Annotated in this window: 10 protein-coding genes; 6 read left to right on the top strand and 4 right to left on the bottom strand. The window is 72.2% G+C overall.

Annotation, left to right across the window (positions count from 1 at the left end):
* Nucleotides 1–96: 96 nt before the first annotated feature.
* Entirely contained in the window at nucleotides 97–1434 is a 1338-nt protein-coding gene (locus tag AC5P1B_RS28800; RefSeq protein WP_493890841.1) for a copper amine oxidase, read from the bottom strand.
* Between the two features lie 197 nt (nucleotides 1435–1631).
* The gene (locus AC5P1B_RS28795) at nucleotides 1632–2429 is read right to left on the bottom strand and encodes a Tat pathway signal sequence domain protein (protein ID WP_493890840.1); all 798 of its coding nucleotides are present in this window, start codon (nucleotides 2427–2429) and stop codon (nucleotides 1632–1634) included.
* A gap of 229 nt (nucleotides 2430–2658) precedes the next feature.
* On the opposite strand from AC5P1B_RS28795, the gene glgX reads away from it, so the two are divergent.
* Nucleotides 2659–4779, top strand: coding sequence for a glycogen debranching protein GlgX (gene glgX, locus AC5P1B_RS28790; RefSeq protein WP_493890838.1), 2121 nt, complete (start codon nucleotides 2659–2661; stop codon nucleotides 4777–4779).
* Nucleotides 4780–4898: 119 nt separating this feature from the next.
* Nucleotides 4899–7577, top strand: a complete 2679-nt coding sequence (gene treY / locus AC5P1B_RS28785) for a malto-oligosyltrehalose synthase (protein ID WP_493890836.1) — start codon at nucleotides 4899–4901, stop codon at nucleotides 7575–7577.
* Between the two features lie 171 nt (nucleotides 7578–7748).
* Here the strand turns inward: treY and AC5P1B_RS28780 are convergent, their stop codons facing one another.
* A complete protein-coding gene (locus tag AC5P1B_RS28780; protein WP_493890834.1) occupies nucleotides 7749–8627 on the bottom strand; it encodes a LysR family transcriptional regulator in 879 nt (292 codons plus the stop codon).
* 108 nt (nucleotides 8628–8735) lie between these two features.
* On the opposite strand from AC5P1B_RS28780, the gene lpdA reads away from it, so the two are divergent.
* On the top strand, nucleotides 8736–10262 hold the full coding sequence (gene lpdA, locus AC5P1B_RS28775; RefSeq protein WP_493890832.1) for a dihydrolipoyl dehydrogenase: 1527 nt from the start codon (nucleotides 8736–8738) through the stop codon (nucleotides 10260–10262).
* On the opposite strand, the gene AC5P1B_RS28770 is transcribed toward lpdA, so the two are convergent.
* Nucleotides 10228–10476 carry a hypothetical protein gene (locus AC5P1B_RS28770; RefSeq protein ID WP_493890831.1) on the bottom strand — a complete coding sequence of 83 codons (249 nt, stop codon included), beginning with the start codon at nucleotides 10474–10476 and terminating at the stop codon, nucleotides 10228–10230. The two genes, lpdA and AC5P1B_RS28770, sit on opposite strands and share 35 nt — an antisense overlap.
* Before the next feature lie 125 nt (nucleotides 10477–10601).
* On the opposite strand from AC5P1B_RS28770, the gene AC5P1B_RS28765 reads away from it, so the two are divergent.
* From AC5P1B_RS28765 to AC5P1B_RS28755, 3 genes are all read left to right on the top strand, one after another.
* Nucleotides 10602–12008 carry a sensor histidine kinase gene (locus AC5P1B_RS28765; protein WP_493890830.1) on the top strand — a complete coding sequence of 469 codons (1407 nt, stop codon included), beginning with the start codon at nucleotides 10602–10604 and terminating at the stop codon, nucleotides 12006–12008.
* A complete protein-coding gene (locus AC5P1B_RS28760) occupies nucleotides 12005–12688 on the top strand; it encodes a response regulator (protein WP_493890829.1) in 684 nt (227 codons plus the stop codon). The genes AC5P1B_RS28765 and AC5P1B_RS28760 overlap by 4 nt, the downstream gene beginning before the upstream one ends.
* A 464-nt stretch (nucleotides 12689–13152) precedes the next feature.
* Entirely contained in the window at nucleotides 13153–14073 is a 921-nt protein-coding gene (locus AC5P1B_RS28755) for a GNAT family N-acetyltransferase (protein ID WP_493890828.1), read from the top strand.
* The last annotated feature ends 4 nt before the right edge of the window (nucleotides 14074–14077 follow it).

The following is a 14077-nucleotide window of genomic DNA, read 5'->3' as shown; positions in this document are numbered from 1 at the left end:
GTGCACCGCCTTCCGCCCCCGTCCAACGATCAAGGCAGACTACTGCGATGCGGGGAGACGGTGCAGCCTACTGGGCGCAGCTTCGCATCAACCCGCCTATCGCGTATGCCCGTTGTGTCCTGAGAGCGAGGGCGGAGTGAGCGGATTCATAGCGGTCACGTCGCGCGGGGACAGCTGGAAGCCCTGCCAGTGCACGGGCATCGGCTGCTGGTCCTCATCGCGGGCGATGTGGTGGTAGCCGATGTTGACCCAGGCGACGGGGTGCTTCAGCGTCTGTCCGTTCACCCACTTGTCGACGCTTCTTTCACTTCCGGCACCGCAGTCGCGCAGGTTGTGGCTCGCGAACTGCTCACACTCGTTGTATTCCGTGAAGTAGACGTCGTGCCGCGTGTACTCGCGTCCCGGGTACTTGGTGGTGCGGCCGGGAACGATCTCGTAGCTGCGCGGGTGCCCGTCGCTGTTCTTGCCCGCCGAGCTCACCACGCGCCACCAGCGCCGGCCGACGGCGTCCCCGGCCAGTTCCTTGGTGACCTTCGTGCGGATCGTCGCGGTCTTGGGCAGCTGTCCGGAGGCCGTGGTGGTCTTCGCGTCGTACTGCTCGACGGTGCTCTCCGGTGAGCCGTCGAGGCCGAAGTTCAGGCGCCAGAAGATGTTGTGGGAGTGGCTGGTGGCGTAGTCCTTGGAGCCCTTGCCGATCGGCCAGCCCCTGCCGTCGCCCGCGTCGTAGTCCATGGGGGACAGCGTGCCGGTGGCGCCGACCTGCATGTTCATGGTGCCGTCCGCGGAGAACCGCCACTCGGTGATGTATTCGTACCAGCCGACCTTGTTGACGGTGTAGACGAGCAGGTCCTTGCCCTGCGCCTGGTAGGGCTTGTCCTGGGTGCTGTCCGCCGCCATCCGGTACGCGTGCCCGCGCGCGCGAGTGGTGGTGCACAGGCCCTCGACGGTGGAATTGGCGGGGTCCCACGCGCCGGGCACCTGAACCGTCTTGACGGTCCCGCCGGGGCATTCCTCCGGGTCCAGCCGCTGGAGCCCCTGGGCGAAGCCCTGGCCGGTCAGGTCGTCGTACTCGATTTTGCCGTCGTCGTAGGGCACATGGATCTGGGCGAGCTTGGCGGAGGTGAGCACCTTGATGGGGGCGGGTTCGCCCTGGGGCTGGTACGAGATGTCGTCGAGGGCGAGTCCGGCGTTCCCCTCGTAGTGCCAGCACATCCGCCAGACGGTGCCGCCCTCCAGCTCCTGCTCGATGCGGTAGTCGGCGGCGCACGCCGGGGGCGGCGCGGGGGCGGCCTTGGTGGCGGGCGCCGTGGCGTCGGCGGAGGTGGCGGGGCCGGCGGCGGTGGCGGCCACCGCGGCCAGCATGGTGGCGCCGACGGCGGCTGCGCCGCGGCGGCGGGTCCTGCCGCGGGCGCGGTTCGGTTCTTCGTCACGCATGGTGGAGGACTCCTGTGAAAAGTGAAGAGTGAAGAATGCGGAGTGAACGGTGAAGGTGCGCAGGGCGGGGCGAACGGGGCGCGCGGGTGGCTCGGTTTCCGCGCACCCCGGCTCGCCCGCTGTGCCGTGCTGGTGCGGTGGCTGTGCGGTGGCCGCGCTGTGCGGTGACTGTGCGGATGCGTCGCGGGCCGGTCGGCTCAGCTCAGCCGGGAGACGGTGCGTGCGCTCAGGTCGATGACCAGTTGCCTGGTGTCCAACCAGGGCCCGTTCTCGACCCGGGTGAAGAGCCGGACGCAGCGGTGCTCGCCACACGCGGCGAGCTTCGCGGGGTCGGGGTTCTCCGCGTCCACGCGGTAGACGAAGCCCGTGACGGTCAGCTGGCCGGGGCCGGTCAGCTCACGGCCGGTGGCGTCCTGGTAGTCCGCGCGCAGCCCGTCCCCAGCCGGTGCGGCCACGAGCAGGCGGGCGGCCTCCTGGACCTCGGCTCCGCTGGGGGGCGGCTGGACGCCGCGCTGCGTGGTGGTCTTCTCGACCTTCCCGGTGCCGAGGTTGACCGTTTTGGTGAGGTAGGTGTCGTCCGCGTAGTCGTAGTACGACACATGGGCGCGGCGCGGCGGGTCGGGCCGGCCCACCTCGGACGGGGCCAGTTCGACCAGGTCGGTGGTCAGCCGCTCGGGGCCGGTCTTACCCCGTACGTTCTCACTGCTGTCGCGGAAGCCCCGGCTGAGCGTGAGCCGCTCGGCCCGGCGCACCTCGTCGCGGGTCAACGGGTCGCGGCCGGTGCCCTGGCGCTGCGCGCGCGGCGCGGCTTCGACGACTCCTGCCCGCCGCTCCGATAAGTCTCCGGCCTCCCCGGCCGCGGAATTCCCCGGCCCGTCCCGACCGGATCGTGCTCCACCCGAGGCATCGTCGGGCAGCGTCACTGTGATCATCACGGCCGTCGCGGTGATCGCGATGGCCGCGCCCGCCACCCACGTGCCCAGGTGGCGGTGCATTATGGTGCGCACATCCTCCCCCAAACCCCCCGTGCCCAGTTATATGACCACACGCCAAATTCGAACCACTCACTCACTGTGATGGATCATTTACGCGCGTGGTTGCCTTATTATTCAGAAAAATCTGGCGAAATACCCATCATTTCGGGCCAGTTGGGTGAGGATTCCGGTCCGGTCGAGCCCCTCGGCGCCCTCGCGGCGCATGGTGAAGAAGTGGAAGAGTCGACTCATGCAGGTCTGGCCAGGACAGACGTATCCCCTCGGCGCCACCTACGACGGGGCGGGCACGAACTTCGCGGTGTTCTCCGAGGCCGCCGACCGGGTTGAGCTGTGCTTACTCCACGAGGACGGCTCGGAGACCGCGGTGGAGCTACGCGAGACCGACGCCTTCGTGCGGCACGCCTACCTGCCCGGGGTCATGCCCGGCCAGCGGTACGGCTTTCGTGTACACGGCCCGTACGCACCGGAGAACGGGAACCGCTGCAACTCGGCGAAGCTGCTGCTCGACCCGTACGCCAAGGCGGTCAGCGGGCAGATCGACTGGTGCGAGGCCGTCTACGGCTACCACTTCGGCCGCCCCGAGAAGCGCAACGACCTCGACTCGGCACCGCACTCCATGTCGTCGGTCGTGGTGAACCCGTACTTCGACTGGGGCGACGACCGGCCGCCCCGTACCGACTACCACCGCACCGTCATCTACGAGGCCCACGTCAAGGGCCTGACGATGCTGCACCCGAAGCTGCCCGAGGAACTGCGCGGCACCTACGCGGCGCTGGCCCATCCGGCGGTCATCGAGCATCTGACGGAGCTCGGCGTGACCACCCTGGAGCTGATGCCGGTGCACCAGTTCGTCAACGACCACCGGCTGGTGGACGCCGGCCTCGCCAACTACTGGGGTTACAACACGATCGGCTTCTTCGCCCCGCACAACACCTACGCGTCGTGGGGTGACCGGGGCCAGCAGGTGCTGGAGTTCAAGTCGGCCGTACGGGCGCTGCACCAGGCGGGCATCGAGGTCATCCTCGACGTCGTCTACAACCACACCGCCGAGGGCAACCACCTCGGGCCGACACTCTCCTTCCGCGGCCTCGACAACGCCTCGTACTACCGGCTCACCGACGACCCGCGCTACTACATGGACACCACGGGCACCGGCAACTCGCTGCTGATGCGCAACCCGCACGTGCTCCAGTTGATCATGGACTCGCTGCGCTACTGGGTGACCGAGATGCGGGTGGACGGATTCCGGTTCGATCTGGCGGCGACGCTGGCCCGGCAGTTCCACGAGGTGGACCGGCTGTCGTCGTTCTTCGACCTGGTGCAGCAGGACCCCGTGGTCAGCCAGGTGAAGCTGATCGCCGAGCCGTGGGACGTGGGCGAGGGCGGCTACCAGGTGGGCAACTTCCCGCCGCTGTGGACCGAGTGGAACGGCAAGTACCGCGACACGGTGCGCGACCTGTGGCGCGGCGAACCCCGCACCCTGGCGGAGTTCGGCTCCCGGATCACCGGTTCCTCCGACCTCTACCAGGGTGACGGCAGGCGCCCCCTGGCCTCCATCAACTTCGTCACCTGCCACGACGGCTTCACCCTGCGCGACCTGGTCTCGTACGACGAGAAGCACAACGAGGCGAACGGCGAGAACAACCAGGACGGCGAGAGCTACAACCGGTCGTGGAACTGCGGCACCGAGGGCGAGACCACCGACCCCCGGGTGAGGGCCCTGCGTGAGCGCCAGACGCGCAACTTCCTCGCCACGCTGATGCTCTCCCAGGGCGTGCCGATGCTCAGCCACGGCGACGAGTTCGCCCGCACCCAGAGCGGCAACAACAACGCCTATTGCCAGGACAACGAACTGGCCTGGGTGCACTGGCCGCAGGACGACGATGAGCGGGCGCAGCGGATGCTCGACTTCACCCGCGCGCTGGTCTGGCTCCGCCGGGACCATCCCGTCTTCCGGCGGCGGCGCTTCTTCCACGGCCGCCCCGTGGAGGGCACCCACGACGACCTGTCCGACATCGCCTGGTTCACGGCCGGGGGCGAGGAGATGCGGCAACGCGACTGGCAGGCGACGCACGCCAACTCCCTGACCGTCTTCCTCAACGGCAGCGCCATCTCGGAGCCGGGACCGCGCGGGGAGCGGATCAGCGATGACTCGTTCCTGCTGATGTTCAACGCGGACAGCGACCCGATGGACTTCACCGTGCCCGTCGACCACGGCAAGCAGTGGCAGGTGGTGGTGGACACGGCCCGCCCGGACGGGGTGGAGCCCGGCAGCGGCCCCAAGGTCCAGGCGGGCGACCGGCTGACCCTGGTGGACCGCAGCCTGGTCGTCCTCCAGCGCCCCGCTTAAGGGGCGCGGGACGGGACAGGCGGGACGGGTGGCACGAGCGGGGCGCACGCGGTCGGCAGAAGTGTGTGTACGGAACATGAAAACCGGCGGGAGGCCGCGTACTGGGTACATACGTGCCCATGACGTCTGAGCGCATCCCGCCACCCGCCTCCCCCGTCCCGCCGACCGCGACCTACCGTCTCCAGCTCCAGCCCGGCTTCCCGTTCTCAGCGGCCGAGGAAGCCGTGCCCTACCTCGCCTCGCTCGGCGTCTCGCATCTGCACCTCTCCCCGGTCCTTGAGGCCGTGCCCGGCTCCGCCCACGGCTACGACGTGGTCGACCACAGCTCCGTACGGGCGGAGCTGGGCGGCGAGGAAGGCTTACGGTCCCTCGCCCGAACGGCCCACGCGCACCGGCTCGGCCTCGTCGCCGACATCGTCCCCAACCACATGGCCGTGCCCACCCCGGAACGGCTGAACAAGCAGCTGTGGGAGGTGCTGCGGGACGGGCCCGCCTCGCCGTACGCCCGGTGGTTCGACATCGACTGGGCGGAGCACGACGGCAAGGTGCTGCTGCCCGTCCTCAGCGGGCCGCTCGGCGACGAGCTGACACACCTCACCGCGGACGAGGGCGTGCTCCGCTACCACGACCACGTCTTCCCGCTGCGCCCCGGAACCGGGCACCTGCCGCTGCCGCGGCTGCTGGACGACCAGTGGTACCGGCTCTGCTGGTGGCGGCTGGCCCGTACGGAACTCAACTACCGGCGGTTCTTCACGATCTCCGACCTGATCGCGGTGCGGGTGGAGGACCCCGAGGTGTTCGCGGCCACCCACGCGAAGCTGCTCGAACTGGTGCGGGACGGGGTGATCGAGGGGCTGCGCGTGGACCACCCGGACGGCCTCACCGACCCGCTCGGCTACCTGCGCCACCTGGACGAGGTGGTACGGGCCGCCACGGCGGGACGGCACGGGGCGGGAGCGGGGGACGGGGCACGGGGCGGGGCGGAAGCGGGAGGCGGGGCACAGGACGGGGCCGAAGCGAGGGACGGGGCACGGGGCGGCGCGGGAGGGCGGTGGACGGTCGTCGAGAAGATCCTCAGCGCCGACGAGGCGCTGCCCGCCGACTGGCCGGTGGCGGGCACGACCGGCTACGACGCCCTGCGCCACCTCGACGGCGTGTTCCTCGACCCGGAGGGCGTGTACGCCCTCACCGAGGTCTACCGCGACACCGTCGCCCCCGCCGCCGACCGGGGAGGCGACTGGCCCGCGACGGCGCGGCGCGCCGCGTACAAGGTGGTGACGTACGAACTGGCCGCCGAGGTCGACCGCCTGACCCGTGCCGCCTCCCAGCTGTGCGCCGCGTCACCGCGACTGCGCGACCACGCCCCCTGGGCGCTGCGCACCGCCGTCCGCGAACTGCTCGTCAGGCTCCCCGTGTACCGGCCCTACGCGGCCCCGCACACGCCCCCCAGCGCCGCGGACACCACCATGCTGGAGAGCGCCGCACGCGGGGCCCGTACCGCGTACGCCGTGGCCAAGGAGGCGGACGCCGTCGATGTCGTACGGGACGCGGCGCTCGGCCGCCTGGGGGACGGGCGGCGGCACCGCGAGTTCTGCGCGCGCTTCGCGCAGACGGCGTCGGCGCTGCGGGCCAAGTCCGTGGAGGACACCGCCTTCTACCGCTATGTGCCGCTGCTCTCGGCGACCGAGGTGGGCGGCGAGCCGGGGCGGGCGGCCGTCACCCCGGCGGAGTTCCACGCGTTCTGCTCCCGGCTCCAGCGTGACTGGCCGGACACGGGCACCGTGCTGTCGACGCACGACACCAAGCGCAGCGCCGACCTGCGGGCCCGCATCGCCGCTCTCACCGAGTGCCCGTCGGCCTGGGGCGACCTGCTGCGGCGGCTGTCGGGCACCGTGCCCCACGCGGCACCGGACGCCCATGTCGCGTGGGTCGCCTGGCAGACCGCGCTGGGCGGCGCCGGTGTGGCGGCGGAGCGGCTGGCTCCCGCCGTGCTGAAGGCGGTGCGGGAGGCCGGGCTGCGCACCACGTGGACGGAGCCGGACGACGCCTACGAGGAGGCGGTCACGGCCTTCACCGAGGCGGGGCCGGGCGGCCCCCCGTCGCTGGAGTGGGAGAACTTCCAGCGCGGACTCGGCCCCTGGGCCCGGTCCAACGCCCTCGGCGCTGCCCTGCTGCACCTGACCATGCCGGGTGTGCCCGACCTCTACATGGGCACCGAGAGTGCCTATCTGGCCCTCGTCGACCCGGACAACCGGCGCCCGCCGCACTTCCCGCGGGAGGCACTGGCCGCACTGGACGCAGCGAGGGGGGCTGGGACGGGGACAGGGAGGCGAACGGGGAGCCCGCCCGGGGCGGGGGGCGAACGGGGCACGGGGCGCGGGGCGCGGGGTCTGGCCGCTGAGAAGCTGGCCCTGACGGCGGCGGCGCTGCGGCTGCGGCGGGCGCACCCCGGGTGGTTCGGCTCCACGGCCTCCTACGCGCCGCTCGCGGCGCGCGGTCCGGCCGCGGAGCACTGCGTGGCGTTCGCCCGCTCCGGCGAGGTGGTGAGCGTCGCCACCCGCTTGCCACGCCGTCTCGCCGCCGGGGGCGGCTGGCGGGGCACGGTGCTGCCCGTACCCGGCGGCGGGCCCTGGCGGGACCTGCTGACGGGCCGGACGGTGCGCGCCGACGCCGGTCCCGCGGAAGCCCACGGGGCGCCGGGGGCCCCGGTCACGCGCGCGCCCGAGGACGCGGCACACGGCATCCCGCTCGGCGACCTCCTCGTGTCATGGCCGGTGGCACTGCTGGTGCGGGCCTGACCCGCCGTCACGGTCACACCGGGGCGAACCCGCTGCGGCTTCGCGCCGACCCGACCGCGTGGCCTGAACCCGAGCCGTACAGGAGGACCTGGCCGGATGGGGAGACCTGCCGGGGCCGATACGGACCAGGCGAGGGACGGACAAGCCCGTGCGGGCCCGTACGGGCGGGTCTCACGCCGCCAGGGCCTCGGTGCGGAACGCCTCCACGAACGTGGCCGCCGCTCCCGTGAGTTCGACGCGGGAGAAGGCGACCAGTTCACGGCGCAGCGGCGGGTCGAGGCGCAGCGCGGCGCAGCCCCGCACCCCGCTGATGACGTGGGCAGGCGCGGCGACCACGCCCGCGCCCGCCGCGGCCATGCGTACCGCCGTCGAGGTGTGCTCCGTGTACACCGCCGTCCGGGGCGTGAAACCCGCGTGCTCGCAGATCCAGTCCATCGCGAGCCGCCCCTCGATCACCGGCTCCAGGGCGCAGCGGACCCAGGGCCGTTCGGACAGCTCGCTCAACCGTACCGAGGCCCGGCCCGCCAGCGGGTCGTCCGCGGGCACCGCGATCACGATCTCCTCGTCACCGACCGGCACGACGGGGCCGTGCCACTGCTGCGGCCGGTGCCCGACAGCGACGTCGGCCACTCCGCGTTCCACCTGTTCGGCGAGTTCGGCGGCGGACGCGTATTCGTGCAGCGCGAGCCGCATGCCCGGATACGCGCGCTGCCACCGCGCGAACACCGCCGGCAGCACCCCCATGGCCACCGCGTGGACGCTCGCGATGTGCAACTCGCCGCCCTCGGCCCCGGCGGCGGCCTTAGCCGCGCGCCGGGCCTTCCCCGCGCTGCGCACGGCGAGTTCGGCGTGCGGCAGGAACGCGCGGCCCATCGGGGTGAGGCCCACGCCGCGCGGCAGCCGCTCCAGCAGCGGGCCGCCGACCTCCCGTTCCAGGGCCTTGATCTGATGGGACAGTGCCGACTGGGTGACGTTGAGCGTTTCGGCCGCGCGCGTGAAGGACGCTTCCCCGACCACCGCCACCAGATACTCCATCTGCCGCAGACTCATCCGCGCTCCCCCGCCCCGTGCCCGATGTCCGCCTCATGAACAGAATTCATCGGCCCCATCAAAACATTGCCTTGGACTCATGACCGCTCGGGGGCGGAGCCTTGAGCCATGTCTGATCATGACCTTGAGCGTGACCGTGTCCGCGACCTCGCCCCTGAGCGGGGCAACGACCGTGCCGGCGCCGCCGCCGGTGGCCGTGAGACGGATGTCATCGTGATCGGTGGCGGCACCGGCGGCTACAGCACCGCGCTGCGGGCGGCCGCCCTCGGCCTTGAGGTGGTGCTCGCCGAGTACGACCTGGTCGGCGGCACCTGTCTGCATCGCGGGTGCGTCCCGAGCAAGGCGATGCTGCACGCCGCCGAACTCGTCGACGGCATCGCGGAGGCGCGCGAGCGGTGGGGCGTGAAGGCGACCCTGGAAGGCGTGGACTGGTCCGCCCTGACGGCGACCCGCGATGACATCGTGACGCGCAACCACCGGGGCGTCGAAGGTCACTTGTCGCACGCGGGCGTGCGCGTGGTGCGCGGCTTCGCGACGCTGACCGGGCCCCGCACGGTCCGTACCGAGCCCGGCGGCGACTGGACGGCACGGCGCGGCATCGTGCTGGCGACCGGCTCCCGGCCGCGCACGCTCCCCGGACTCGCGCCCGACGGGCACCGCGTCGTCACCAGTGACGACGCGTTGTTCGCCCCGGGACTGCCCGGTTCCGTGCTGGTGCTCGGTGGTGGCGCGATCGGCGTCGAGTACGCCTCACTGCACCGGTCCATGGGAGCGGACGTCACTCTCGTCGAGGCGGCGGACCGGCTGCTGCCCCTGGAGGACACGGACGTCAGCCGCCAGCTGGCCCGGGGGCTGAAGAAGCGCGGCGTCGAGGTGCTGACCGGCGCGCGGCTGGACGGCGCCGAGCCGCACGAGCACGGGGTGCGGGTGAGCCTCCGTACGGCACGGGGCGAGGCCCGCGCCCTGGACGTGGAGCGGCTGCTGGTGGCCGTGGGCCGGACGCCGGTCACCGAGGGGCTCGGGCTGGCGGCCGTGGGCCTCGCGCCGGACGAGCGCGGGTACGTGGCGCCCGCCGACTGGTCGCGGCTGGAGACGGCGGTGCCCGGGGTCCACGTGGTCGGCGACCTGCTGCCGCCGCCGTCCCTCGGGCTCGCGCACGCGTCCTTCGCCGAGGGGATGCTGGTGGCGGAGACGCTGGCGGGCCGCACGCCGCGCCCTCTGGACTACGCGGCCGTGCCCCGCGTGACGTACTCAAGCCCGCAGACGGCCTCCGTCGGGCTCTCGGAGACGCAGGCGCGCGAACAGGGGTACGACGTGGTGACGAACAGCATGCCGCTGACCGCGACGGCCAAGGGGATGGTGCACGGCCAGGGCGGCGTGGTGAAGATCGTCGCCGAGCGGGTTCCTGGCGGGGCGGGCACGCGTCCGGGCGACGGCGCCGGTGCGGGGAGGGTGCTCGGGGTGCATCTCGTCGGTCCGCATGTCTCCGAGATGATCGCGGAAAGCCAGCTCATCGTCGGCTGGGAAGCCGATCCGATGGACGTCGCCCAGCACATCCATCCGCACCCCACACTGTCGGAGGCGGTCGGCGAAGCGTTCCTCACCCTCGCCGGCCGCGGTCTTCACCAGCGGTGAGGGAGCCGCCAGGCGAAGCCACCTTGTCGCTCGCGACGAGCAGCACGAGGCCGAGAACGGCGAGGACGCTGTTGGCGTAGATCTCGTACCCGTCGAGGAAGCCGAGGTGCGCCACGAGCGTCCACCACCGGAACCAGCCGACGAAGTGATGGATCAGCCCGGCGACACCCATCACCAGAAGGACCACACCCAGCGTCTCAAAGAGCTTCTTCATGGCCTCGACGCTAGGCACGGCGCGGACGGCGACCAGTCGGCTGAAGGTCTATGACCGCACGACTTTGGTAGCCGACCTGCGGCTGAGCGGTCCGGGAGGGTGAGGCGGTCAGTAGATTCGCCGGTATGAACGGCTCGCATACGCCGTCGCCGGTGGGTTCGCCGACGGCGGCGGCAGACAACGCGGTGGACGCGGTCTCCTCCCGGTCCCCGGCCGCCCGGCGCAGCGCGCGCGACTGGCTGGTGGACATCTGCCTTTTCGTCCTCGCGGCCGCGTTCTCCGCGTCGACGTCCGACTCGGTCGTCAACGATCCCGACATACCGGACTACGCTCTCGCCCTGGACGAGCTGACGGGCGTGCTGGCCTGCGCGGCGCTGTGGCTGCGCCGCCGGTGGCCGGTCCACCTCGCCGTGGTGTTGCTGCTGCTGTCGACGGTCTCGCACTTCGTGGTCGGCCCGACGCTGGTGGCCGTGTTCACGGTCGCCGTGCACCGGCCGTTCCGCACCGTCGCGCTCGTCGGCGGTCTGGCCTTCGCCTGCGGACTGGTCAACAGCTCGGTGCACCCCGACCCGACCCTGGGCTACGTCGGCTCCGTGGTCATCGGCGCGTTGATCTACAACGGCGTCATCGGCTGGGGCATGTTCGTACGCTCCCGGCGGCAGCTGCTGCTCTCGCTGCGCGAGCGGGCGCACCGGGCGGAGTCGGAGGCGGCGCTGCGTGCCGAACGCGCGCAGCGGCTCACCCGCGAACGCATCGCCCGCGAGATGCACGACGTGCTCGCGCACCGGCTGTCGCTCCTGAGCGTGCACGCGGGGGCGCTGGAGTACCGTCCCGACGCGCCACCCGAGGACGTCGCCAAGGCGGCGGGAGTCATCCGGGACAGCGCCCACCAGGCGCTGGAGGACCTGCGGGACGTGATCGGAGTGCTGCGGGCCCCGATCGGCGAACCGTCCGCGCCGGGCGGGGCGACCGCCGACCCGGGAACGAGCGCCGACGCGCTCGCCGCGGCGGCCCCGGACGCCGCGGCCGCGAGCGACACGGGCGCCGCCCCGAACCGGCCCCAGCCCACGCTGGCGGACCTGCCACGCTTGGTGGAGGAGTCCCGGCAGGCGGCGATGCGGGTGAGCCTGCGGGACGAGACCGAGGAGCGGGGCGCGGTGCCGGTGGCGACGGGGCGCACGGCCTACCGGATCGTTCAGGAGGGCCTGACCAACGCGCGGAAGCACGCGCCGGACACGGAGGTCACGGTCGCGGTGACGGGCGCGCCCGCGCGCGGGCTGACCGTCGAGGTGTCCAACGGGGCGCCGCAGCGCGCGTCCGCCACGCCGCTACGGGGCGCGGCCCGCCCCGGGCGGACTTCCGGAGCGGCCCCGGAGCGGCCTTCCGCGTCAGGCCCGGAACCGATCCCCGGAGCCGGGCAGGGGCTGATCGGACTGGCCGAGCGCGCCTCGCTGGCGGGCGGGCGCCTGGAGAGCGGGGTCACCGCCGACGGCGGCTTCCTGCTGCGCGCCTGGCTACCGTGGCCCTCATGAACGCTCCCGCCTCGCAGCCCGTACGCGTACTCCTCGTCGACGACGATCCGCTGGTCCGCACGGGGCTGCGGCTGATGCTCGGCGGCTCCCCCGACGTGGAGATCGTCGCCGAGGCCGCCGACGGAACCGAGGTCGCCCCGCTGGTGGACCGGTTCTCCCCCGACGTCGTCCTGATGGACATCAGGATGCCCACGCTGGACGGACTGGCCGCGACGGAGGAGCTGCGGAAGCGGAAAGCTCCGCCGGAGGTCATCGTGCTGACGACGTTCAACGCCGACGAACATGTCCTACGGGCGCTGCGCGCCGGGGCGGCGGGCTTCCTTCTGAAGGACACGCCGCCCGCTGAGATCGTCGCGGCCGTCCTCCGGGTCGCCGCCGGCGACCCCGTGCTCTCTCCGGCGGTGACCCAGCAGCTGATCGGGCATGTCGCCGGGTCCGGGCCGCAACTGCGGCGCAGCCGGGCGCGGGACCTGCTGGAGCAGCTGAACGACCGGGAGCGCGAGGTCGCCCTGGCCGTCGGCGAGGGCAAGTCGAACGCGGAGATCGGCGCCGCGCTGTACATGAGCGTCGCCACGGTCAAGACGCATGTCTCGCGCATCCTGACCAAGCTCGACCTCAACAACCGGGTCCAGATCGCGCTGCTGGCCCACGACGCGGGTCTGCTCGACGGCGGCTCGTAAGCGCCCGCGACGGGCCCTCGCGCGAACGAGGAGGCGGGAGCGGGGGGCGGGAGCGGGGGGCGGGAGCGGGGGGCGGAGACGGACACGCGCGCGGGCGCGCGTGGCACCCAGGCGTCGCTCCGTGCCCCGTGGCTCCGTGCTCCGTGCTCCGTGCTCCGTGCTTTGCCGTGCGATCAAGCGTCATCGACGTTCGGAACCGACCACATCGCGTCCGGGCTGCTCGACCGTCTCGCCACCGAGCGTGACCACATCGACCCGCCGATCAGTACCTGGTCAGCACCTTGGTCTTAATCCCTGGACACGCCGTCAAGAGCGTGTCTAGAGTGCGGATACGCCCTTGATCAGGAAGGAGGCCGGAGCCATGTATGTCATCACCTTCACTCAGCGCTCCCGCCCCGTCCGCAGGGCCGCCTTCGTCTGACGCCGTCTGACCGGGAGCGCACCGCTTTCCTGGAAGGACCCCCATGACCAAGTTGGTCATTCGTCAGCTCTCCGAGAACGACGCTCATCTTTTCCACACCCTGCCCGACCCCGGACTGGTCGGCCATGCCCCCTTCGACCGTGCTTACGCCACCGTCACCGCCGGTGGTGAGTACCGGCCCGAGTGGACCTGGGTCGCGCTGCGCGACGGCGTCGTGGTCGCCCGCGCCGCCTGGTGGGCGGGGCCCGGCGACGAAGCGCCCATCGCGCTCGACTGGTTCGACTTCACCGACGCCGAAGCGGCCGTGGAGCTGTTGCGTGCCGCCCCGCTGCGGGCGGACTACGCCCTGCTGATGCCGCCGCGCTGGCAGGACGATCCGGCGGTACGGGCCGCCGCGCTGGCCCGTATGGAGGCCGCTGAGGCCGCCGGGATGAGCCGGCTGGTCGACCGCTACCGCTACACCTGGACGCCCGCGTGCGGGGTGCCCGAGCAGCCGGGGCGGCTGGAGTTCAGGCCCGAGCCCGACGACGCGAAGATCCTCGCGGTGCTGCGCCGTGTCCAGCACGGCACTCTGGACGCGCACGCCCGCCGTACCATCGCCGCATCGGGGCATGACGCGGCGGCGCAGGAGGACATGGACTTCTTCCACTGGTGCCCGTCCCCCCGCGAGTGGTGGCGTACGGCGTGGACACCCGAAGGCGAACTGGTGGGACTGCACGTTCCGGCCCGTAACCAGACGGCCCCGGTGATCGGGCTGATCGGCGTGGTCCCGGAGTGGCGCGGCCACGGGTACGCGTACGACCTGCTCGCCGACTGCACCCGGGTGCTGGCCGACACGGGCGTGACGCGGATCGTGGCGGAGACCGACCACGGCAACCACCCGATGGCGGCGAACTTCGCCAAAGCCGGGTATCCGGTCACCCAGGAGCGCGCCTACTTCGAGTGGCCACAGCCGAAGAACTGACAGG

Source organism: Streptomyces sp. A01, assembly GCF_059026195.1.
Note: the sequence above shows the minus strand (reverse complement) of the source record. Positions and strands in the feature narration are given on the sequence as shown.

What these genes read in the sequence shown, in the direction of transcription:
- AC5P1B_RS28800 (WP_493890841.1), bottom strand. Translation starts at nt 1,434, where the DNA reads ATGCGTGACGAAGAACCGAACCGCGCCCGCGGCAGGACCCGCCGCCGC.
- AC5P1B_RS28795 (WP_493890840.1), bottom strand. Translation starts at nt 2,429, where the DNA reads ATGCACCGCCACCTGGGCACGTGGGTGGCGGGCGCGGCCATCGCGATC.
- glgX (WP_493890838.1), top strand. Translation starts at nt 2,659, where the DNA reads ATGCAGGTCTGGCCAGGACAGACGTATCCCCTCGGCGCCACCTACGAC.
- treY (WP_493890836.1), top strand. Translation starts at nt 4,899, where the DNA reads ATGACGTCTGAGCGCATCCCGCCACCCGCCTCCCCCGTCCCGCCGACC.
- AC5P1B_RS28780 (WP_493890834.1), bottom strand. Translation starts at nt 8,627, where the DNA reads ATGAGTCTGCGGCAGATGGAGTATCTGGTGGCGGTGGTCGGGGAAGCG.
- lpdA (WP_493890832.1), top strand. Translation starts at nt 8,736, where the DNA reads ATGTCTGATCATGACCTTGAGCGTGACCGTGTCCGCGACCTCGCCCCT.
- AC5P1B_RS28770 (WP_493890831.1), bottom strand. Translation starts at nt 10,476, where the DNA reads ATGAAGAAGCTCTTTGAGACGCTGGGTGTGGTCCTTCTGGTGATGGGT.
- AC5P1B_RS28765 (WP_493890830.1), top strand. Translation starts at nt 10,602, where the DNA reads ATGAACGGCTCGCATACGCCGTCGCCGGTGGGTTCGCCGACGGCGGCG.
- AC5P1B_RS28760 (WP_493890829.1), top strand. Translation starts at nt 12,005, where the DNA reads ATGAACGCTCCCGCCTCGCAGCCCGTACGCGTACTCCTCGTCGACGAC.
- AC5P1B_RS28755 (WP_493890828.1), top strand. Translation starts at nt 13,153, where the DNA reads ATGACCAAGTTGGTCATTCGTCAGCTCTCCGAGAACGACGCTCATCTT.